The sequence below is a fragment of the Sphingobacterium yanglingense genome (genome assembly GCF_004363245.1).
GTDB lineage: Bacteria > Bacteroidota > Bacteroidia > Sphingobacteriales > Sphingobacteriaceae > Sphingobacterium > Sphingobacterium yanglingense.
The window spans coordinates 82,525-105,648 of sequence record NZ_SNYV01000004.1; the positions used below are offsets into that span (position 1 = coordinate 82,525).

Consider the following 23,124-nt stretch of genomic DNA (forward strand, 5'->3'; position numbering starts at 1 on the left):
AGCAATTTATATAAGTTTACGCCTCAAATCAACTTAAATACTTTTAGATACAGTGTATGAAAACAATTGACGATTTAAATTTTTCTGGTAAAAAGGCCTTAATCCGGGTCGATTTTAATGTCCCTCTTGATGCTGATTTTAATATTACGGATGATAACAGAATTCAAGGAGCTGCACCTACAATAAAGAAAATCTTAGCCGATGGTGGATCTGTTGTATTGATGTCTCACTTGGGGAGACCTAAAGAAGGACCAACAGATAAGTATTCGTTAAAGCATATCGTTTCACACCTTTCAAAGGTATTAGGGGTAGAAGTTCAGTTTGCGAACGATTGTATCGGCGCGGAAGCGTACGATAAATCGGCTAATTTGAAGGCTGGAGAAGTCCTGTTGTTGGAAAACCTTCGTTTTTATAAAGAGGAAGAAAAGGGAGATGTCGCTTTTGCGGAGAAACTCTCGAAATTGGGCGATGTATATGTTAATGATGCTTTTGGTACAGCACATCGTGCTCACGCATCTACGGCGATCGTGGCGCAGTTTTTTCCAATAGCCAAATATTTTGGGTATTTGATGGCCGGTGAGCTTAATAATGCGGAGAAAGTACTTAATCATCCTAACAGACCATTTACGGCCATTATGGGGGGAGCGAAAGTTTCCGATAAGATACAGTTGATCGAGTCTTTATTGGATAAAGTGGATAATCTTATTATCGGAGGCGGAATGGCCTATACCTTTGTTAAAGCTCGAGGTGGCGAGATTGGTAAGTCATTAGTGGAGATGGATAAATTGGATCTTGCGAACGAACTGGTGAAAAAAGCAGAGGAGAAAGGGGTGAATTTAGTATTGCCTACTGACGCACAGATTGCTGATGCATTCTCGAATGATGCAACGACTTACGATGGTCCTAATGATCAGATTCCAGCGGATTTGCAAGGGTTGGATATCGGAAGTGAATCATCACGTCATTTTGCTGAAGTGATATCTGCGTCCAATACCTTGTTATGGAATGGACCTATGGGCGTGTTCGAGTTTGATACTTTTGCTACGGGAACAAAAGCTGTAGCCGATGCGATTGTAGCAGCGACAGAGCGAGGAGCCTTTTCATTAATCGGTGGAGGGGATTCTGCAGCTGCTGTAGCCAAGTTTGGTATGACTGAGCATGTAAGCTATGTAAGTACCGGTGGAGGAGCGTTGTTGGAGTATATGGAAGGAAAAGAGTTGCCAGGAGTAGCGGCTATCAATTCATAGTCACAAGAAATAGTATAAGAAAAGGCCCGCAGTTAGCTGTGGGCCTTTTCTTATTGTGTTTTGGGGCATTGGGCATAAAAAAAAGGATTTGTTTTAACAAATCCCTTTTTTTATATGATAAGATCGAGCTTATTTAGCTTCAGCAGCTAATTGATTCAAAATCTCGTCGTTTTTAACGATTTGGCTATGCTTAGGCATTTTTGAACGTGAACCTAGTTCAACGTTAGTTCCCAAGCTTAGAAACTGAACTTCCATACGTGAAGTTGTTTTGTTTCTTCTATCTTTTCTTTTTAAACGTGTAACTCCCATTTTAATATAATATTTTTTTGTACGTTAGAAAACGAGGTCGGAAGCGGATTCGAACCGCTGTAGGAGGTTTTGCAGACCTCAGCCTAGCCACTCGGCCATCCGACCCTTTACCCTCACCGGGCATGCAAAAGTAAACTTAAAAATTGAAAAAGCAAAATTAATTTCACAAAATGAATTTAGGGCGTAGGTTTAAATCGAAATGCAGATATGACGATATTTCCCTTACAGTGAAATTGGGGTATAAATTGATAGTCTTAATTTTTCTTTGTAGAAAGATGTTTACTTTTTATATGGAATAGGGCCTTTAAGCTGGTCTTAAAGCATTGTTATCTGGATTAGGTTTATATTCAGGGCTATCACATTTGAGTTTGGTATCAAATTTGAATAGATAGTAATTGATAGGATTGTCTGTTCAATTCCGTGTATTAAAAAAGAGTATTAAAAATAAACATTATGAAAAAAGTTTTACTAACATTAGGTGTTGCATTATTAACAGCAGTAGGAGCACAGGCTCAGATTGGTTATGGAGTAAAGGCGGGTGTTAACTTTCCTAAATTGAATTATTCAGGTGGAAATTCAAGTTATAGCACTAGTACATCTACTAATTTCTATCTTTCGGGGTATGCAAACATTCCTGCGGCTTCTAATTTTACTATCCAACCAGGGGTGTCTTTACAAGGTAAAGGTGGTAAAGTTGAAGTGTTGAATACAACGACTACAACTAATTTGATGTCAATTGAAATTCCGGTTAATGCGGTGTATTATATCCCTACTGGGGCATCTGGCTCTGTTTTTATTGGAGCGGGACCGTATGTCGGTTTTAATGTGTCTGGAAAAAATAAAGCAGGGGATGTGAAAACTGATATTAAGTTTGGCTCGGACGCAGATAAGATGAAAGTGGTTGACTATGGTGCTAATTTTCAGTTGGGCTATAAAATGGCTAACGGTCTGTTGATTAACGGAGGTTATGGTTTAGGACTGGGCAACATGTCAAATGTCAGCGGTTTGAAAGTTAAAAACAATGTATTCTCAGTAGGTATTGGTTTCGAGATTTAATCAGTACACTTAAAGTAAGCAAAATATGCCCCTTGGAGTTTTATCCAAGGGGTTTTTTATTTAAAACGAATATGATACAAGAATAACAAATCTTGTCTGTTAGATTCAACGAATAATATTTATCTTCGTTGCTTACTGACTTAATAACCTAATGAACTATAAGATTTTAATTTTTGTTTTTCTTTGTTCTGTGACCAATTCAGCGTTTTCTCAGATGCGCTACGGTGTTGTTATCGGGGGTAACCTATCAAGATTAGCGGTTCCTGATAATAATCCTACATCTAAACTTGGAGCAGGTGCTTTTGTCGGAGTCTATGCAGATGTTGCATTGAGTTCGACCTTGTCTATCAGGTCTGGGTTGAATTTTCAACACATAGGCGTTAAAAACGATTTTGCAAAAGTCGGCTCGGTAGAACGTCGTATAAATTATTTAGAACTTCCAGTTCATGTAACATATTCTATATCTGTTCCTGAGACAGGGAATTTTCTGATTGGAGTTGGACCTTTTGTAGGCTTGCAATTAAGTGGAAGGGAAAAGAAGAAATGGGAGGGTATTGATGCCGCGAATGGAGATGTTTCGTTCCCTTCAGGAGTTTTTGAATCGGACATTGTCTATTCGGGAGATCATGCTTCAATGAATCGGTTTGACTATGGAATCAGTTCTCTATTGGGCTATAAATTTAATAGCGGGTTGTTTATTCGTGCAGGATATAACATAGGGTTAGCACGGTTGAACAAAAGACAAGAGGAATTTCAGTTTAATATTACTCAAAAAGAATATAAGGAAAAAAGTCGTATCGTTTCTTTTGGGGTAGGGTTTGAGTTTTAAGCGTGATGCGGATCTGTTCCCGAATATGATACAAGACTAACAAATCTTGTCTGTTAGATTCAACGAATAATATTTATCTTTGTGCTATGATAGAATTACCTGTTATACCCGTGAATCAGACGCAGCGTAAACCAGATTGGTTACGTGTAAAGCTTCCCGTAGGGAAAGAATATAGGCATGTGCGTAGCTTAGTGGATGAGCATAAGCTTCATACGATTTGTGAAAGTGGGAATTGTCCGAATATGGGCGAGTGTTGGGGGGCAGGTACAGCTACCTTTATGATTCTAGGTAATATCTGTACACGCTCTTGTTCGTTTTGCGCGGTAGCTACAGGAAGACCTCTTCCGGTGGATGTGGATGAGCCGAATCGTGTTGCTACCTCTGTTAAACTGATGGGGGTAAAACACTGCGTGATTACTTCGGTAGACCGGGATGATCTGAAAGATGGTGGTTCTATTATCTGGGCAGAGACCATTGAAGCAATACGTAGAGAAAGTCCAGAAACGACATTAGAGACCTTATTGCCCGATTTCAAAGGACAATGGGACAATTTGGACCGTGTCATTGCAGTGCGTCCAGAAGTGGTATCCCACAATTTAGAAACCGTTCGTCGTTTGACCAGAGAAGTACGTATACAGGCAAAGTATGACCGTTCTTTGGAGTGTTTGCGCCGTATTTCGGAAGCAGGATTACGCACAAAGTCTGGCATTATGTTAGGACTGGGAGAAACGGAAGAAGATGTGATAGAGGCAATGCAAGACCTGTATAATGTGGGAGTGCATATCTTGACGTTAGGACAGTATTTACAGCCAACAAAAGCGCACCATCCGGTCGTTGATTGGATTACTCCAGCTCAATTCGATAAATACAAAGAAATTGGTCTGAAAATGGGCTTTAAATATGTAGAGTCTGGACCATTGGTTCGTTCTTCCTATCACGCAGAGAAACATTTGTTCGATATGCAGTAATAGCAATCATTATATAAAAAAGGGATAACTAGATTAGAGTTATCCTTTTTTTATGTCATATCGTGTCGCTGAAAGTTTAGCGGGCAGCCCGATGAAATACAGTCTCGCCTCCAATCACTGTCCGTAGTGTTTTTACTTTACGGATATCTTCTACTGGAATCTCCATGATATCCTTTTCCAATAGCACAAAGTCGGCATCTTTACCTTTTTCAATCGAACCTCTTTTCTTTTCCTCAAAGCAAGAAAAAGCGGCCCATATGGTCATTCCTCTTAAGGCTTCTTCTCGGCTAAGGGCATTCTCCATTTGAAAACCTCCTGCCGGATATCCTGAATTATCAACCCGGGCAATGGCTGCATGGAAACCATATAAAGGGTTGAAATGTTCAATGGGGAAATCAGATCCTATCGCTACTTTGCCATATTGTTTTAATAAATCTTTATAGGCGTAAGCTCCTTTGATTCTTTCGTCGCCTAGTCTTTGTGGAGCCCAGTACATATCAGATGTCGCGTGTGTGGGCTGTATCGAAGGAATGATATGAAACTTGTTGAATTTAGCAAAGTCGTTTGGAGCGATTATTTGTGCATGTTCAATACGCCATCTTCTTGCTTTATTGTCCGTAAGATATTTGCCGTATACGTCGAGTATCAAGCGATTTGCCGAATCACCTATCGCATGGGTATTCACTTGAAACTTGCTGTCGGCCAGTTTTTTGATGGTTTGGTCAAACTGCTCTTCGGTATGCAATAAAAAGCCTTTGGTGGGCGCATCATGGTAGTGTTCTAAAAGACAGGCTCCCCGAGATCCAAGTGCACCGTCTGCTAATAGTTTGATCGATCTTATGTTCAACCGATCACTTTCGAAGATGTCTTCTTTGATATATCGGTCTATTTGTGAAGGGTCAGCAAGGATCATCGCATAATCCCTGATTTTGAGTTGCCCCTTGGCATAAAATGTCTTAAGGTAGTCAAGTTCTTCGTCATTAAGGCCAGCATCAACGATGCTGGTCAAACCTACGGCTACAAGTGAGTCCTGTGCTTGTTGCAGGAAACGGAGTGTACTCTGTTCGTCGTGCTTGGGAAGGTATTTACTGACTAAGGGCATCGCATTGTCTATGAGTAAGCCATCAGGCTTACCATGAGCATCTTTGGAGATAACTCCGCCCTGGACATCAAGCACCGTATCCAGATGTGCTATCCGTAAGGCCGCAGAGTTGACCAAAGCCGCATGGTAATCAATACGAGAGAGATAAATAGGGATGTCTGGAAAGTATTTATCTAAACTATCTTTTGTTGGAAAAGCCTTGCCCGGCCAGAGATTTTGGTCCCAGCCACCACCTATAATCCATTTTTTATCTGGATTTTTGTGTTTATACTGCTGTAACCTGTCAATGAGTTCTTCTATGGATTTTGTGCCGTTGAGGTCGACCTCCTGAAATAGGTTAGCCAACTCAAAATAGTGGGCATGGGCATCGTAGAAACCAGGGTAAACAGGGGATTGATGGGCGTCGATAGTTTCTTTGGCCTTATAGCGTTTCAAAATGTCTTTTGAGCTACCGATGTCAATGAAAATACCATTCTTTACAGCAAATGCTTCATGCATGCTGAAAGAAGAGTCTACGCTGTATACTCTCGCATTGTGTACAATGAGATCTACTTCTGTATTGCTGGTACAGCGGATAAATAGAAGCGTCGTTAACAAAAATAAAATTGCACTTTTCATAATAGGAGGTTGTTCTACACTTTTTCTTAAAAATACTCATTTTCAAGAAGAAAAAAAACTGTTGGCTTTTGGAGGCGATATAAAAAGAGCGCTCCATGTCAATTCATGGAGCGCTCTTTCTGCTATAGGAATTCGTTGTTTGCTTACATTGCTTCGGCAACGACCTCTTCCACTTCAGGGACCATACGTTTTAAAAGTCCTTCAATACCCGCTTTAAGCGTGATAGTAGAAGAAGGACATCCACTGCATGAACCTCTCAGCTCTACTGTAACGATACCTTCCTGAAAAGATTTATAGGCTATAGCACCACCGTCTTGCTCTACCGCAGGGCGAACATAGTCGTGAAGAACCTGTTGGATTTTTATCTCTGTCTCTGTTCCTTCAAAAGAAACATCTTCGTCGCTCACCACTTCCTGTACCTTCAGCTCAGACTCTACTGCACCTTTTACGAAGTCTTTCAGTATTGCTTCAATATCATTCCACTCTGCATCCTCCGATTTTGTCACGGTAACAAAATTACTCGCAAAGAATACGCCTGTTACGAAGTTAAATTTGAATAGTTCTTTTGCGAAAGGAGATTCTTGTGCTCTTTCTCTATCCGGATAGTCCACACTACCATTGATAAGTAGCTTGTTGACCAAGAACTTCATCGTCGCTGGATTCGGTGTGCTTTCTGTATATACGTTTATTGTTGCCATTTTCTTGTTTTAAAGTTATGAAAGTTATAAAAGTGATCAAGAAGTCACCATTATCCCTTTATCTTATGTCATCCAAAGATAATCTATATGTATATGATCCACGTCATTGTTTCGTAAAACCTTACGGTTCAAGAGAGGAGCATAGGATAGATTTATAGCGAAACCCCTGTATAATTCGATGGACTGATATTTTTTATCTCTTCTTTAACTATATCAGATACATTGAGACCATCAACAAATGCGGCAATAGTTTCCTGTGTCACCTGTGTATTTGTACGGGTCAAGTCCTTTAATGCCTCGTAAGGCTTAGGGTATCCTTCACGACGTAAAATCGTTTGTATCGCTTCGGCAACAACAGCCCAATTGTTCGCTAGATCTTTCTCAAGAGCGGATTCGTTGAGTATTAATTTGCCTATGCCCCTTAGCGAAGATTTGATCGCAATCATGGTATGAGCTAGAGGTACGCCTATATTCCGCAATACAGTAGAATCTGTAAGGTCACGTTGCAACCTAGATATCGGCAATTTGGCAGATAGGTGCTCGAATAGTGCATTTGCAAGTCCTAGATTGCCCTCTGCATTTTCAAAATCAATAGGGTTCACTTTGTGCGGCATAGCAGAAGAACCGATTTGGCCTGCTGTGATCTTCTGTTTGAAATAGTCCATCGAGATATACGTCCATATATCTCTGCACAGATCAATAAGAATATTGTTTATTCGTTTTAAAGCATCACAACTTGCTGCAAAATTGTCGTAGTGTTCGATCTGCGTGGTAGTCTGTGAGCGGTCTAGTCCTAGTTGCTCATTGACAAATGCATTTCCAAAAGCAACCCAATCGTGAGTGGGGTAGGCAACAAAATGTGCGTTAAAGTTGCCTGTTGCACCACCGAATTTTGCCGAGTGAGGTACACTTTGGAGTAGATTAACTTGTTTTTCCAGACGTTCTACAAAAACTTTAATCTCTTTGCCCAGTCGGGTAGGGGAAGCAGGCTGGCCATGTGTACGTGCTAGCATAGCAACATCGCTCCATTCTTCAGATAGTTTTTTAAGTTCGTTGATTACGGATTGTATGCCGGGAAGGTAGACTTGATTTAATGCTTCTTTCCAAGCGTATGGGATAGCCGTATTATTAATATCCTGTGATGTCAATCCAAAATGTATAAATTCTAAAGAATCGTGTAACCCTAGTTTCTCGAATTCATTTTTTAGAAAGTACTCTACAGCTTTAACATCATGGTTGGTCACTTTCTCCGTATCTTTAATCCATTGGGCATCCTCAAGGGTGAACTCTTCGTATATCTTACGTAGTTTTTCATTTAAAGAGCCATCAAAATGTGCTAATTGTGGAATTCCGGATTGTGCCAAAGCAATGAAGTACTCCACTTCTACCAAAACACGGTGTTTGATTAAAGAGAACTCCGAAAAATAAGGGGATAATTCTTGAGTGGCATTGTGGTATCGTCCGTCGATAGGAGTAACAGCCGTTAACGCTGATAATGTCATTTTCTGTGGAATTAATAAGTCAAAAGTAAATAAGCTGGGCTGTTCTTCTATTTCTAAAGTCAAACAAGTAATCACCATGCCCATCTTAGGTACTGCAAAAGTACAAAAAACAGTTACTTTTTTAGCAATTAAAGGATAATAAAAAAGCCCGTGTCATTAAGAACACGGGCTTTTGTAGGAGTATTTTAACTCTTTTTCGGATTACTGAGCGTTTTTAGTAGAATCGATAACTTGTGCAGTTGAATCGATAGTTTTGTTTGCTGAATCAGCAACTTTGTTGATTGAGTCAGTAAGAGCACCAGCTGTTGAATCAACGATTCCTTTTAAAGAATCAGCAGTTTCTTCAGTTTTTGAAGTGTTGTTACCACATGATGCTACTGTTAAAGCTAATGCTAAAAATCCGAATGCGAATAAATTTTTCATCTTTTAATTTTCTATTTAATTGAAACAAATGTTGTTTTATACTCTTTAATACCGGTAACCTGAAAAGGTAACCCAAGAAATAAAAATTTTTATTTATATATATTAACATTCTGATTTACAGCTGTTAAATAAAATAGATTTTTATTTCGGATGCAAATATAGTATTGTTTTGTTGAAATGCAACAATAAAAAACTATTTTAAGCTAAAAATGTTGTTAGACTATAAAGAACGCATATGTTAGGAAAGATTAAGAGCATAATAAAGCTAGTGAAATCGGTTGATTTTGAGCAGATTGATAAGATTTCGAAAAAAGTGGACCTTGCTGAAGTCATGCAGGCTGTTTCTAAGATGGATGAAAAACAACTGCAAATGGCAATGAAAATGTTGACTGGGAATAAAAAAAAGAAAGATCCTCCACCCATCAATGCTGATTTCTATGCGGTAGAAGAAAAGCTTTCGGTAGAAGATCGGGCATTACAGCTTCGGGTACGGACATTTTTAGAGGCGGAAGTAAAGCCTATCGTAAATAATTATTGGTTGCATGATGACTTCCCCTTTGAAATTATTCCCAAGTTGGCCGAATTGAACGTGTGTGGTTATGTCTATAAAGGTTATGGCTGTGCTGGAGGGACCTCGTTGATGGATGGAATCATTGCCAGTGAATTTGGTCGTATAGATCCTTCCATAGCGACTTTTCTAGGTGTGCAGAGTGGATTGGCAATGGGTTCCATATATATGTGTGGTTCGGATATACAGAAAGAAGAGTGGTTGCCGAAGATGCAGCAATTAAAAATAATTGGGGCATTTGGACTGACGGAGCCTGAAGTGGGATCGGCTACCGCTGGTGGGCTGACTACAACATGCAAGCGTACAGATGAAGGCTGGGTGCTGAATGGTCAGAAAAAATGGATCGGGAACTCGACTTTCTCAGATATAACAATTATCTGGGCGAGAGATGTGGACGATAATCAGGTCAAGGGTTTTATTGTGAGGAAAGAGAATCCAGAATTTTCGGTTGAAAAGATTAAAGGGAAGATGGCGCTGCGGATTGTTCAGAATGGTCTGATTACAATGACTAACTGTTTGGTGCCGGAATCTGACAGGTTGCCTTATGCACAGTCTTTCAAAGATACAGCGAAGGTGCTACAGATGACCCGTGCTGGAGTGGCCTGGATGGCGGTGGGCTGTGCACGCGGAGCCTATGAGAATGCACTGGCTTATACGTTGGAGCGAGAGCAATTCGGCAAACCTATTGCAGCCTTTCAATTGATTCAGAATCATCTTGTGGAAATGTTGTCTAATCTGACTGCGATGCAGACTTTAGTATTCCGCCTGTCGGAGCTACAGGATGAAGGTAAACTCAAAGATGAGCATGCTTCGTTGGCAAAGGTCTTCTGTACACTCCGTACACGTGATATCGTGTCCCGTGCACGTGAGGTGATGGGAGGTAACGGTATTTTATTGGAATATAATGTCGCCCGTTTTTTAGCTGATGCGGAGGCTATTTATTCTTACGAAGGTACTAAAGAGATTAATTCACTGATTGTTGGGCGCAGCATTACGGGACATAGTGCTTTTGTGTAATAATTGGTATTGAAGCGTTGTACCAAACTTTTTCGACTGTTCTATTCCTTTGGTATGTTTATTGTAACGGGAATGTTAAATTCGAAATTTTATATGAAAGTAACTAAAACATTGTTGACCGTAGCACTTATGGGATTGGGGGCTTACGGTGCACAGGCACAGATTAAAATTAACACCAAATCGATTGGTTCTGCAGCAAAAGCCGTAAAAGCAGCAACGCTATCAAATGATGATGTAATAGCTTATACAAAAGAATATATCAACTGGATGGATGAAAACAATCCAGTGGCACCAGCGGATCATGAGCTGGCTCAACGCTTAGTCAAATTGACTTCAGGATTGAGTAATTACGATGGGCAACAACTGAACTTTAAGGTTTATCTCGTTCGTGACGTGAATGCTTTTGCCTGTGCAGACGGTAGCGTACGTGTATGTGCTGGATTGATGGAAGCGATGACGGACAATGAGGTATTGGGGGTTATTGGACATGAAATCGGCCATGTTAAAAATCAGGATTCAAAAGATGCATTTCGTACGGCATTGTTAACTTCAGCATTGAAAGATGGTGTATCTTCTCAAGGTGGTGCTGCAGGAGCGCTTTCTGACTCGCAGTTGGGTGAAGTGGGAGAGCAAGTAGCCAATATGAGTTTTTCCCGTAAACAAGAGAGTATGGCTGATGAATATGGGTATCAGTTTTTGAAAGCTAATAATGTGAATCCATGGTATATGGCAATGGCTTTTGAGCGTTTGGTAGAGTTGTCTGGCGGAGGCAAGGAGAGCTTTACGCAGAAGTTATTCTCTTCACATCCGGATACAGAAAAAAGAGTAGCAGAGATGGGCAAGCGTGCAGAGAAAGATGGATTTAAAAAGCCAGAAAAATAGGCTTAAAGTTTACTATATAAAAAGAGAGGCATCTAATTTAGATGCCTCTCTTTTTTATGTTATTTTTTCTTGTTGTGCTGAGCAGCTTGTTGCTGTCTCATCATCTCTTCCATTTTTGCCTGGAATGACGACTTTTTGGCCGCCTTTGGATTTTTTTGATTCTCCTCAAGCTTAGCGAGTATCTTTTCATCATCAATTGATGAACGAATTAAGAACTGTGTTAAGAATGTGAATAAGGCCCCTAGGAAATAGTAATAATTTAATCCAGAAGGGAAACTGTTCAACATGAAGAAGAATAACAAAGGCATGATATAACCAATATACTTCATTTGGTTACCCATTCCTGAAGTCGCTCCCGAAGTCGCGTTGTTATACCAAGTGGTCAATAATGTAACTGCAGTCATCAACACACACATTAGTGATATGTGGTTGATACCAAAGATCGGGCTAAACGTGATGAATGTATCGTATGTAGATAAGTCTTTCATCCATAGGAAGCTTTGGCCTCTTAATTCAAACAAGTTAGGAAAGAAAAAGAAGAAGGCAAGTGTGAATGGCATTTGCAACAACATCGGTAGACAGCCTCCTAATGGATTAACTCCGGCTTGCTTGTAGAGCTTCATCTGCTCTTGTTGCAATAGCATAGGGTTATCTTCTCCGACTTTCTCTTTAATCTGATCTAATTGTGGTTTTAGTACACGCATCTTAGCCATAGAAAGGTATGACTTGCGGGTTAATGGGAACATCGCTCCTTTTAACAATAGCGTCAATATCAGAATAACGATACCATAGCTCATATGGTAACCATCTAAAAAGTCAAACAATGGAACAGTGATGAATCTGTTGATCCAGCCCATAGGGCCCCAGCCCATATTGATGATCTTTTCGTAGTTATTACCTTCTGCTTTTAACGTCTTGTATTGGTTTGGACCAAAGAAGAAGCTAAATTCAAAATGATTGTTGGCTTGTGTGTTAAAAGCTAGTTCTGCTGTAGTCTTGTAGTTTTTAACGACATTCTCGTTGTTTGAGAACGTTACTTTGAGATCAGTGTTCTCAAAAGCTTGTTTAGACGACAAGATTGAAGAGAAGAAGTGTTGTTTGAAAGCAATCCATTCAACTTTTGTTTTCTCAATTTTTTCTTCTGCATCACTTGTTTCTGATAAGTGGTCTATTGTGCCTTCTGTATCTTTATAGAATATAGAAGATTTTTCACGTTCAGATTTTATGTTCTGTTCTTTTCGAAGAAGATTAGCTTCCCAATCTAATACGATTGTTTTTTGCTTTACATCAATTAAGTTCTGGATTCCAACTGCATTGACGTTTAATGCTAAATTGTACCCTTTTTCTAATGCATAGTTATACTCTAGGTACTGATCGTCTGTATATTTCAAACGAAACGAAGCACTGTTAGGTGATGATGCATTAACTACAAAGTGTAAATCATTGGTATTGATATTCTGACCCCCTGCATTAAAGATAAAACCGAAATTGTTATTATCTCCTTCTAACAAGTAAAGAGGAGCTCCGTCAAAATTCTTTTCACCTTTGAGTTGTACGGATTTTACTTTACCACCTTTAGAAGACAGTTGAATAATAAGCTGTTCGTTTTCTAAAGTGATTAATTGCTCTTGTCCGATTTTGGCAGTACCAAAAGGCTTGCTCAATGCAGCCGAATCAAGAACTTCGTCTTTTTTAGAAGAAGCTAATGAGTCGCTTAGCATTTGTCCACTCTGGGTATTCTCTTTATTATCCCGGCGTTGTTGCTCTTCTTTTAATTCTTGCTCAGTAGGTTTTAAAAAATAAAAAGAACCTGCAAAAATTGCAAAAATCAATACTAGCCCTATAATGTTATTTCTATCCATCTATTATAATTTATTCCATTTTATTATTTACGTCCACTATTTATCAATAGAATAAAGAGGTTTATTTAGTTCCTCCTTTTTTATTGGCTAAAGAAGCGGCTACAAAGCTAACAAAAAGTGGGTGAGGATTTGCAACAGTTGACTTTAATTCTGGATGAAACTGTCCAGCTACGAAGAATGGGTGGTCTTTTAACTCCACAATCTCTACTAGACCAGTCTCAGGATTGAATCCAGAAGCAATCATTCCAGCTTTTTCGTAATCTTTCAGATAAGCATTGTTGAATTCGTAGCGGTGGCGGTGACGTTCTGAAATTTTTGTCTTTCCGTAAATAGCAAAGGCCTTTGTTCCTTTTTTAATATCACAATCATAAGCACCAAGACGCATTGTACCGCCCATATTCGTGATGTTTTTCTGTTCTTCCATCAGGTTGATAACAGGGTGAGGGGTATTCTCATCCATCTCAAAACTGTTTGCGCCTTTCAAGCCCAGTACATTTCGTCCGAATTCAATAACAGCACATTGCATACCTAGACATATACCGAAGAAAGGAATTTTGTTCTCACGGACATATTTAATGGTATTCAACTTGCCTTCTAGACCACGTTCACCAAAACCAGGCGCAACAAGCACCCCATCCAGACCTTTTAGTTTGTCCGCGACATTTTCTGGAGAAATACTTTCTGCAGCGATGAAACTAACCTTTACTTTGGTTTCATTGGCTGATCCAGCGTGGATGAAACCTTCTACAATCGACTTGTAGGCATCTGGCAGCTCTACATATTTTCCAACTAAACCGATGTTGACTTCTGTCGTAGGGTTTTTAAGACGACCTAAGAAGGTTTTCCAATTGTCTAAATTAGGTTCGTTTTTAGTTGAAAGCTTGAGTTTTGTTAAAACTGTTTTGTCCAACTGCTCTTTTAACATTAACAATGGCACATCATAAATAGTAGGCGCATCGATAGATTCCACTACTGCATTGATGTTTACATTACAGAATAAAGCGAGCTTTTTACGGATCTCTTGAGTCAGTTTATGCTCTGTGCGACATACTAAAATATCAGGTTGTACCCCATATTCCAATAAGGTCTTGACTGAATGTTGTGTCGGTTTTGTTTTTAGTTCGCCTGCAGCAGCAAGGTAAGGAACCAGCGTCAAATGGATAACCAGTGAATCATTATTTCCTAATTCCCAGCGTAGCTGACGTACAGCTTCGATAAAAGGAAGGGATTCGATGTCTCCTACAGTTCCACCAAGCTCGGTAATAATGATGTCGTATTCGCCGCCTTCTCCCAAAAGCTGCATACGACGTTTTATCTCATCTGTAATATGTGGTATTACCTGAACGGTCTTGCCAAGGTAAGCTCCTTCTCTTTCTTTTTCAATGACATGTTTGTAGATACGACCAGTCGTCACATTGTTGGCCTGAGAAGTAGGCACATTTAAAAAGCGCTCATAATGACCTAGGTCCAAGTCTGTCTCTGCACCATCCTCTGTGACATAGCATTCGCCATGTTCGTAGGGGTTGAGTGTGCCTGGATCGATGTTGATGTAGGGGTCAAACTTTTGAATAGTAACTTTAAAGCCACGTGCCTGTAAAAGTTTAGCAAGGGAAGCTGCAATAATACCTTTCCCTAACGACGAGGTTACGCCGCCCGTAACAAAGATGTATTTAGTCATAGCAATTAATGGAATTTTCTACTAAAGATGATTGGATTTTGTATCCAAATATCTGCCTTATGTACGGGGTACAAAGATACTATATTTTTCGGGATTGCTGCGATTAAAAAAATAATGTTGAAATTTATTTGTTGATGAATACGTGTCAAAGTAGCCATGCGTCGACCTTAAGCCGACGCATAGAAATAGAGGTGTGATCTAACGTATCGATTGTAACAAAGCGATGGTCTGTTGGTCGAATTCAGTCTCCCCAAAAAGAGAGACACCTGCGGCTCCATTTGTTTTAGCAAGTGATATCGCCTCTTTTAGCTCATTTAGATTTTTAAAATCAGGCAGGTATAGTCCGGCATATAATGGGAATTTGCCGTGTAAACCCTGTACACCTTCAGCAACAGCAGTGCCGATCCAATGTATGGGTTCTTTGTAAAACCCGTGATAGATCATTGGAAATACTCCGGAGAGGTTCCAGTTTGTCCAGTCCTGACGGACAATACGGCGGGCGAGATCCGGTGTCGGGAATACGGCAGCGGTAACAGGTTTCTGGTAGTCTTTGGCTGCCTCACAGATTCTATTCACTATTTTGTTGATTTGACCGTATCGGAATGAGCGCCAAGATGGGCTTTGGTCGGGGCGATCAACCTTGTCTATATTTATGCCTGTTTCCTTGAAAAAAGCATCTTTACTGAATTGACTGTAACAAAAATCATAGTCAGCTAATTCTGTTGACTGATCTAGATTGTAGTTTTGCCAGAGGTTAACAGGAAGCGTTACGTCTGGATAACGGATATAGTCAAGATGTAAGCCATCTACATCTTCTTTCTCAAGTTGTTCTCTGGCCTTTTCTTCGAGGTATTTCGGTACATCAGGATGAGATGGGCAAAGAAAACGGTAATAATTTACATAAGGGGGATTAGTCGCGCAGGATTTTCCCGACCTGCTGACAGCGTAGTATTCGGGATGCTTTTCTAAAAGCTCCTTTTCTCCACGGTTCATGGTCCACATCCATCGATGTGTCTCAAGACCATATTGTTTTGCTAATTGAAAATGTTTGACACTGTAATTCTCAAAAAATATTCCTCGCACTCCGGCATCTTTATAGCTTTGGTACCTTTTTTTTAATGTCGCTTCGGATTCTGATTCGTTGGGGCGGGCCCATAACCAAAAATCAAATAATAAAGGTGTGTTGTGGTCTTGCTGTGCCTGTAAGACGTTTGGGCTGAGCTGTAATGCAGCTAAACCTAGACTGGCAGCTTTAATGAAGTTTCTTCTACTGTTCATAAGATATCGTATAATTGCCAAAATTGTCTATGGTGACTTTGATGTGATTGGCGGGGTCTAATAATTCAGATTTATAGAATGTTTTGTCTTTGTTTATTGTTATCCTGTGTTTGATTCCAGATACTTGAGGTTTTAGGATTTTTTCAAATCCTGGTAGTGTTTCTAGTCTAGGGCTATACTTTCTGTTATTGCCAGCAAAGTGCAATTGTTGAAGATAGAAGATATTCCAGGCTGCTTGTTCGATCGTTTGAGATTTAGGGTAGCTGTCTTTGTCGATGTGTTCCACAAATTGGATATATCCCCACCGCTCAGGGTAATGCATGTTGATGATTCCGATAGGTGACCAGACCCAATTGTCTTCCGCTACTAGCTTTCCGTTTTCCTTTTTTCGTTTGTATTCTCCATTCTCAATAATATGCTGCCATTGCACACGTGAAAAGTTGATTTGCCAAAAGCTATTTACCCGAGGAGTAGGGGATCTTCCAAATGTTCCCAGCGATGTGAATGGAATAGCCATCTCTACACTCCAATAACTGTCGATATCATTAGGGTTGTTTAATGTACCCTCTATGTGTACGGCTGATTTTAAATTCTTAACATCCCAATGCATGATAGCTTCGCCTCCGATTCTATAAGCTTTGGCCATCATAAGATCCATTATGGTGTTTAGGGCGTTGACTTCGATTTCGTAGTATAATGACTGATGTTCGGAGGGTTTTAGGAAAACCTCAAAATCGTTGTCATGATATATGATAGCATCGTGTTGTGTTAAGGTTCCCCAGATGTGCGGTTCGTCCAGACGGGCGTATAGATATAGATAGTTTTCGTCCCATAGCATTTTGACTTTCGTTTCAAAACGTGGAGTAGGTTTAAAGTCGCCTTCAATATCTACAAATTTGTCTGACCAAGGGGCACGGGCCCACGCGGTTTCATTGTTTAAGCCATCAATTACTATTGCTTCTTCTGTCTTAAGTACCGGGTATGTTTTGGGTAAGGATTGCATGCGTAGTGCCTGGGAAAGGTTCTGTTGCGCATGTGCGTGAAAACTTCCTGTCGTAAAAAGGAAAATAATGATATAAAAAGGTTTTAGCATAATCAATAATCTGCATGAATATACATAATTATGCTCTTTTGGAAGTCGAAAATTATTTTTTTTATTTTGAGAGAGGGGTTTTGCTTGAGGAAATCACAGCGTACGAAAAAAGGGTGTAACATTGCTGTCTACACCCTTTTGATTTCTTCTTTGGTATCTTCGTTCGTCTAAACTATTTGATACGTTTAGATCTGATACGAGCAGCTTTACCTGTAAGTCCGCGTAAGTAGAATAACTTAGCACGACGTACTTTACCGTAGCTGTTTATTTCAATTTTGTCAATGTTAGGCGAGTTTACAGGGAAAATACGTTCTACACCAATACCGTTAGAGATTTTACGAACGGTAAAAGTAGCGTTAGCACCTTCGCTGTTTAATTGAATAACTGCACCTTGGTATACCTGAACACGCTCTTTGTTTCCTTCGCGAATTTTATAGTGTACACTGATGGTGTCTCCTGCTTTGAAAGCGGGAATCTCATTCTTTACTACCGCTTGTTCTTCTACAAATTTTACTAAATCCATGATTTTGAGTAATTATAAACGATTTATATCCTGTAAAAATCGGAATGCAATATTACAGCTTTTATTTCGATTAAAAAAGTTTTTTTATAAAAATATTTAACTCCGATTCCCGAAGCGAGTGCAAAGGTATGAAAAAAAGAACTATAATTGTATAGGTGTGTTGATAATTTTATAATATATCTTACTGCTAGGATTCTGTAGATAGTTGTTTTAAAAATATCTCACATTAAATCAGGTTGTTAGTGTGGTTTAGTAAAAAAGTGCTTGCTTTGATCATAAAACGATGTATCTTTGCATCACTTTAAAGGTGATACCTTTTCGGGGTGTAGCGTAGCCCGGTATCGCGCCACATTTGGGATGTGGAGGTCGTAGGTTCGAATCCTGCCACCCCGACAGAAAGAAGCTCTAACGAAAGTTAGGGCTTTTTTCGTTTAAGGGGGTGTCAGGATGAGAATCAGAGTGTTGAACCAATTCTATCGTGCTGACAGTGTAAATAATACTAACTTTTGTTAAGGCTTTTTCTATTTTTGTTATAGAATAAGTAACTCATTTACAAATGAAATTTAGACCTTTTTCCGATACAAAATATTTATGGGTAGTAATGGTTCTGCTCGCTATCATAGCTATCCTGTTTAAATCTATTTACAGGCAATATATTTACTCCAATCAGATTAATGATTTTGGAATTGCTGATTCTTCTCCCAATTTTTTTGCAGGACTTATTATTGTCTTCTTTTATTATATTCAATATCAGAAAGTATCCTTAAAAGTACATGCTCTATTTGGAGCAATTGGTCTTGTTGGATATGAGCTGGTTCAGGGAAGTGTGTTTAAAAATAATGTCTTTGACTATATAGATATCCTGGCTTCGATAATAGGAGTTGTAGTGGGGTATCTCATTTGTTCCAAATTTAAGACAGGAGCGCTGTTTAATAGCCCTATTCGGTAGGCTGTGGAAGATAATAGAAAATAGGTACCACACATCGGAGATGATGGCGGTACCTTTACATATATATAGGGAAATGATGAACTAGGTCTTCATCCTACCACTTAAGGTCAGGATTGATTTGTGTCTCTTTGAAAGGGATGGGAAGCTTATAGTTCGGATCTGTAGGCAAGAGTTGTTTTCTATCTGTCGTCAAAGCTAGGTCCTCTGTATCGCGATCTAAGGTTCTTTCCAGTCTTTTTAAATCAAAATAGCGATGCCCTTCAAAGCAGAGTTCCGTAAAGCGCTCTACTAAGATATCGTCGATACGCACTGCTGTTGCAGTCCTGTCAATGCCACGTGCTCGTCGTAGTGCAGCAAGCATCTCACTAGATTCCGCCACCCTGTTTTCAAAAAGGTAGGCTTCGGCCAGTATAAGGTACAGCTCAGAGATCCGGAATGCTTTGACGTCATTGAGGTTATCAGCATAGGTGTTACCGGGGTATTTGCCTATAGGTGCTTCCTCTTCGATATCTTCGAATAATGCATAGCGTTCACCTTTTTCCTGCTCAAGGTGATTTAATATCTTATAAGAAGGGTAGAAGAGTGTTTTGCCCGAGCCATAATTGCGCCATAATGTATTGGGACGGATTTCATTATTATTATTTCTTCTGAAGGCCAGTATGACTTCTGTGTTTCGAACGTCCTGCCAAAGCGCAGTGTAATGCTCTCCTTCTGCTAATTTGTATTTTGTAACTAAAGGCGACGCGTGTATGATGGCTTCCTTGTATTTTTTTTGATAGAGATAGAAGCGGGAGGCATAGGCGTGTATAGCATCATCTGAAAAACGCCCTATATCAGATTGACCGGTTCCAGAGGCGAGCGCTTCAATTATGTCCTTTTCTGCCTGTGCGTAGAATTCAGTCGTCGGAAGCTTAGGTGGCTTTTGATGTATATCTACTGTCGTAACATAAGGAACCGTGTAGTTTCCCGTGTTCTTATTAAAGTCTCCATAGATCTGGTGCAGTCCAAAGTGAATAAAGCTACGCAGTGCCTTTAGCTCGGCTACGAGATTGTTTAATTTTTCTTCCTCAGCAGTGCCGGACCTAACGACCCGTTCGCTGTTGCTCAGTAGAAGGTTGATCTTATAGATGCTGGCATAGGCGTTTTTCCAGGCCATTAAAAGAATGTCATCGTCCGATGCATAGTTCCATCGGTGTAGATTGTTCGCATAACCATTGACGCCCATATTATCACTGGCGAGTCTGGCCTCATCGGCGAATATACTGCCGATTAGAATATTATATTCCGTTTGTAATTCGGCATATACTCCCAGTACGCCCTGTTCATAGTTTCTTACAGAGCTGTAGATTTCTTCATCCTGCAATTTGTCCTGCGGATGCATGTCGAGTATTTTGTTGCAGGAGCTACTGGCAAACAAAATAAGTATAGGGGTTACAAAACCTAGTATTTTAGATAAATTCATTGCTGTTTAAAATTTGACGTGTAAGCCTAAAGTGTACGTACGGGGTAGTGGATATTCATATTGATACCAGTTGTTGTCGTCTTCGGGATCCTGTCCTTTCCACTTTGTCCAGGTCCACAGATTCTGTCCTTGACCGAATACGCTGATTTCACGGCAGTATTTCGATAACTTATTGCTCATTGGTATACTGTAGTTGATCTGTAGGTTGCGGAGCTTGATATAGTCGGCACTCTGTAATTCGCGGTCCGTCATAAAACGCTCGTATTGTGGAGATGGGTTGCCGGATTGATCTCCCGGTTGTTGCCAAAAATCCAGCATATCACGGGATTGGTTGTAGATTCTATAGTTGGCGTCCGCTGAGGTGCGGTATAGCTCACCTGTGTTAAGTCGGTACATGCCTTTTATATAGGTGAATAGGGCGCTTACCTGTAAGCCTTTGTATCCTACTCGCGCTGTGAATCCTCCTTTTAGGGGTGGGTCGAATGAACCTTTTACCAATACAGCATTATCTGGGTCAAAAGTAGAAGTGATTTCGCCGTCCGCATCAAGGTATTGAGGGGCTCCGGTTTGTGGGTCTACACCAGCCCATCTTACCATATAGAAGTGTCCTAACGGTTGCCCCACACGATGGATGGAATAGTCTTCAGTCACGATCTCATCTTCGTCTCCCAGGCTTAAAATGCGGTTTCGGTTGTAAGAGCCATTGATGCCAAGGCGGATGAAAAAGTCGTCTTTGCGGATAAGATCTCCAGATAGACCGAACTCTATACCTCGGTTACGGATTTTCCCCATATTATCGGGGACAGATTCGAAGCCGGATGTCATAGAAAGTGTGCGGTCGACAAATAGATTGCTGGTTACACGGTTGTAGAAGTCAACCTCTGCTGTAATTCGATTATTTAGAAAGCCGATTTCTGTGCCTATATCTGTGACGCGATTCATCTCCCAGTTGTAGTTTGGGTTTCCGGCCGATACAGGAACAAAGGCATTTTGGCCAGCATAGTGTGACACGGCATACAGTCTGCGGTATCCAAAGTCACTGGCAAAACCAGAAGCATTCCCCGTCAGACCATAACTTGCCCGCAGACGCCACATGCTGATGATGGGCAGTGCTTTTACAAACTCTTCTTCCCCTAGGTTCCAGCTGGCACCTCCTGCGTAAAAATATTTGTAGCGATTGGATTCAGGTACGCGGGATGAACCGTCGCGACGTAAGCTTCCGGTTACGGTAAAGCGATTGCCGTTAGAATAGCGCAGTAATCCGATTTGCGAGACCAGTGCATTCTCAGATATACCACCGGATAGCTGCGGTATCAGGTTGTTCTCTGCAGTTCCCGGGGTGATACCACCAGGAGTCTGGGATAGTCCGGGTACAAGACCATAGCCTGTGAAGCCTTGACTGCTGATTTTTTGTTTGTTGATTTCTCCCAGACCTATAGCTTCTATAAAATGATTGTCCCAGCGGCGTGAATAATTGAACCCGATGTTACTTACTATACTAAAATAATTATTTGTATTGGACGTGTATGATCCCTGTCCTCCCTGTTCGACGAGTGAGCCAAAATAAGTGTCCGGTTTAATGATATGTTTACCATTAATTTGTTGAAAATCTACTCCAGAAGTACTCGTTAGCTTTAAATGTTCGGTTAGTGTGTAGGCGAAATTACCGGTTACCACACTCTTGTATTGACGTTCGCGGCGGTCTACATCTTGGTACATCGATAGCGCATTTGTTCCAAAGCGGTTAGGTCCGGGGGTTAAGTTGCCGTCTTTGTCGTATGGATTCTCATAAGGCAGTGCGAAGTAAAGTGACGCTACGGGATTGGTTTCGCTGACATCAAAGTCAGATTCGCTGATCTTACTATTGGTCGTAGCTAGATTGACGTTCAGGGCCAATGATAGTCGGCCAGACTGATGGGCGATATTGTTGGTTAGGTTGATTCGTTCTAATCCAGAGTTGTATAGTACCCCTTGTTGATTAAAGTAAGAAAGCGAGGAAAAGATCTGTGTATTCTCCTTTCCGAGTGAATAACTGACATCGTGCGCATTTGTCGTGCCATTGCGTAGTAATAGTTTTCTCCAGTCATTATCTATACCCCGTAGGTTTGCCAGTATCTCATCGCCCTCTAGAAAGTCTTTTTCAGTTTTTGGCATCAGTGCCCCGTTTACTAGTTTGTTGGGGTTATTTCTAGAATGAGCCCAGCCTGGGAAATTGGGATCCTGTAAGCGCTCTTCGAATAAAAGTCGTTCCTTCGTATTCATCATATCCCACTTGCTGTTATTAACCGATGCATAGCCAAACTGTCCTGTGTAGGAAATGCGTGGAGTGCCATTTTCCCAAGAGTTGCCTTTTTTGGAGGTGATGACGATGACACCATTGGCGCCCCGGGATCCGTACTGTGCGGTAGAGGCAGCATCTTTGAGTACTGTAATGTTCTCAAAACTCTGGGGATTCAAGGTGGAGAATGAACCTGCCGAGATAGGGACACCATCCAAGATATAGAGAGGAGCTGAATTTTCGTCCTGTATTGATCCTATGCCACGTAGTGTGATGCGTCCAGGTGCGCCTGGTTGTCCAGATGGAGAGGCGACATAAAGTCCTGGTATCTGCCCCTGTAAGGACTGATCAAAGGAAGCAACGGGCATGCGCGCTATACCTTCCGCAGGTAAAGAGCTTACCGCACCAGTGGTATGTGCCCGGGATTGTTTGGTATATCCCGTGACCACGACTTCGGATAGATCGTTTTCTTGAGATAGCAGTGAGATTGTCCACTCCGATTTTCCCTCTTTAAGGACAAGCTGTTCTGTTTGGTATCCCAGCATGCTGACCACTATCCGCGACATCGAGGAGCTGGCGGGTAGGTAGATTCGGCCTGATTGATCGGAGATGTAGGATTGCGAATGTGTAGCATCAGTGAGCGTGGCCCCGCGGATCAGTTCATTCGTCTTTTCATCTTTCACAGTTACTGTGATGTTTTTTTCTTGCCCTATGGTTCTTAGCGGTATTCCCGAAAGAAAAAGAAGGGAGATGGTCAATAAACTTCTAAAATTCATGAAAAC

The 23,124-nt window shown here is 40.7% G+C and carries 19 protein-coding genes and 2 tRNA genes; 8 read left to right on the top strand and 13 right to left on the bottom strand.

What is annotated here, in order from left to right:
- Window positions 1–56 precede the first annotated feature (56 nt).
- Window positions 57–1,247 carry a phosphoglycerate kinase gene (locus tag CLV99_RS01975; RefSeq protein WP_133582814.1) on the top strand — a complete coding sequence of 397 codons (1,191 nt, stop codon included), beginning with the start codon at window positions 57–59 and terminating at the stop codon, window positions 1,245–1,247.
- Window positions 1,248–1,376: 129 nt separating this feature from the next.
- Here CLV99_RS01975 and CLV99_RS01980 read toward each other — a convergent pair whose 3' ends face one another.
- Complete coding sequence (locus CLV99_RS01980) at window positions 1,377–1,556, bottom strand: spore protein (protein WP_133582815.1); 180 nt, start codon at window positions 1,554–1,556, stop codon at window positions 1,377–1,379.
- Between the two features lie 34 nt (window positions 1,557–1,590).
- Window positions 1,591–1,661 (bottom strand) — tRNA-Cys (locus CLV99_RS01985).
- 348 nt (window positions 1,662–2,009) lie between these two features.
- On the opposite strand from CLV99_RS01985, the gene CLV99_RS01990 reads away from it, so the two are divergent.
- The 3 genes from CLV99_RS01990 (at window position 2,010) to lipA (ending at window position 4,409) form a co-directional block, all read left to right on the top strand.
- Window positions 2,010–2,612, top strand: a complete 603-nt coding sequence (locus tag CLV99_RS01990) for an outer membrane beta-barrel protein (protein ID WP_133582816.1) — start codon at window positions 2,010–2,012, stop codon at window positions 2,610–2,612.
- A 151-nt stretch (window positions 2,613–2,763) separates the two neighbouring features.
- Window positions 2,764–3,441, top strand: a complete 678-nt coding sequence (locus CLV99_RS01995; protein ID WP_133582817.1) for a porin family protein — start codon at window positions 2,764–2,766, stop codon at window positions 3,439–3,441.
- Between the two features lie 86 nt (window positions 3,442–3,527).
- Window positions 3,528–4,409, top strand: coding sequence for a lipoyl synthase (gene lipA / locus CLV99_RS02000; protein ID WP_133582818.1), 882 nt, complete (start codon window positions 3,528–3,530; stop codon window positions 4,407–4,409).
- Between the two features lie 76 nt (window positions 4,410–4,485).
- On the opposite strand, the gene CLV99_RS02005 is transcribed toward lipA, so the two are convergent.
- From CLV99_RS02005 to CLV99_RS02020, 4 genes are all read right to left on the bottom strand, one after another.
- A complete protein-coding gene (locus tag CLV99_RS02005) occupies window positions 4,486–6,129 on the bottom strand; it encodes an amidohydrolase (protein ID WP_133582819.1) in 1,644 nt (547 codons plus the stop codon).
- Window positions 6,130–6,272: 143 nt separating this feature from the next.
- A complete protein-coding gene (locus CLV99_RS02010) occupies window positions 6,273–6,827 on the bottom strand; it encodes a NifU family protein (protein WP_133582820.1) in 555 nt (184 codons plus the stop codon).
- A gap of 152 nt (window positions 6,828–6,979) precedes the next feature.
- Window positions 6,980–8,329: an adenylosuccinate lyase gene (gene purB / locus CLV99_RS02015; RefSeq protein WP_133582821.1), complete on the bottom strand. Its 1,350-nt coding sequence runs from the start codon at window positions 8,327–8,329 to the stop codon at window positions 6,980–6,982.
- 201 nt (window positions 8,330–8,530) lie between these two features.
- The gene (locus CLV99_RS02020; protein ID WP_133582822.1) at window positions 8,531–8,752 is read right to left on the bottom strand and encodes a hypothetical protein; all 222 of its coding nucleotides are present in this window, start codon (window positions 8,750–8,752) and stop codon (window positions 8,531–8,533) included.
- Between the two features lie 235 nt (window positions 8,753–8,987).
- On the opposite strand from CLV99_RS02020, the gene CLV99_RS02025 reads away from it, so the two are divergent.
- A complete protein-coding gene (locus CLV99_RS02025) occupies window positions 8,988–10,337 on the top strand; it encodes an acyl-CoA dehydrogenase family protein (protein WP_133582823.1) in 1,350 nt (449 codons plus the stop codon).
- A gap of 93 nt (window positions 10,338–10,430) precedes the next feature.
- Window positions 10,431–11,219: a M48 family metallopeptidase gene (locus CLV99_RS02030; RefSeq protein WP_162849976.1), complete on the top strand. Its 789-nt coding sequence runs from the start codon at window positions 10,431–10,433 to the stop codon at window positions 11,217–11,219.
- A gap of 59 nt (window positions 11,220–11,278) precedes the next feature.
- Here CLV99_RS02030 and yidC read toward each other — a convergent pair whose 3' ends face one another.
- From yidC to rplS, 5 genes are all read right to left on the bottom strand, one after another.
- Complete coding sequence (gene yidC / locus CLV99_RS02035) at window positions 11,279–13,081, bottom strand: membrane protein insertase YidC (protein WP_133582825.1); 1,803 nt, start codon at window positions 13,079–13,081, stop codon at window positions 11,279–11,281.
- Between the two features lie 61 nt (window positions 13,082–13,142).
- On the bottom strand, window positions 13,143–14,759 hold the full coding sequence (locus tag CLV99_RS02040) for a CTP synthase (RefSeq protein ID WP_133582826.1): 1,617 nt from the start codon (window positions 14,757–14,759) through the stop codon (window positions 13,143–13,145).
- 198 nt (window positions 14,760–14,957) lie between these two features.
- Entirely contained in the window at window positions 14,958–16,037 is a 1,080-nt protein-coding gene (locus CLV99_RS02045; protein WP_133582827.1) for a family 10 glycosylhydrolase, read from the bottom strand.
- Window positions 16,027–17,130, bottom strand: a complete 1,104-nt coding sequence (locus CLV99_RS02050; protein WP_133582828.1) for a carbohydrate-binding family 9-like protein — start codon at window positions 17,128–17,130, stop codon at window positions 16,027–16,029. Before CLV99_RS02050 ends, CLV99_RS02045 begins: the two co-directional genes overlap by 11 nt.
- A 172-nt stretch (window positions 17,131–17,302) precedes the next feature.
- Entirely contained in the window at window positions 17,303–17,653 is a 351-nt protein-coding gene (gene rplS, locus CLV99_RS02055) for a 50S ribosomal protein L19 (protein ID WP_133582829.1), read from the bottom strand.
- Between the two features lie 319 nt (window positions 17,654–17,972).
- On the opposite strand from rplS, the gene CLV99_RS02060 reads away from it, so the two are divergent.
- Window positions 17,973–18,046, top strand: a tRNA-Pro gene (locus CLV99_RS02060).
- Window positions 18,047–18,209: 163 nt separating this feature from the next.
- A complete protein-coding gene (locus CLV99_RS02065; RefSeq protein WP_133582830.1) occupies window positions 18,210–18,602 on the top strand; it encodes a hypothetical protein in 393 nt (130 codons plus the stop codon).
- A gap of 94 nt (window positions 18,603–18,696) precedes the next feature.
- Here the strand turns inward: CLV99_RS02065 and CLV99_RS02070 are convergent, their stop codons facing one another.
- Complete coding sequence (locus CLV99_RS02070) at window positions 18,697–20,064, bottom strand: RagB/SusD family nutrient uptake outer membrane protein (RefSeq protein ID WP_133582831.1); 1,368 nt, start codon at window positions 20,062–20,064, stop codon at window positions 18,697–18,699.
- Between the two features lie 6 nt (window positions 20,065–20,070).
- Complete coding sequence (locus tag CLV99_RS02075) at window positions 20,071–23,118, bottom strand: SusC/RagA family TonB-linked outer membrane protein (RefSeq protein ID WP_133582832.1); 3,048 nt, start codon at window positions 23,116–23,118, stop codon at window positions 20,071–20,073.
- Between the last annotated feature and the right edge of the window lie 6 nt (window positions 23,119–23,124).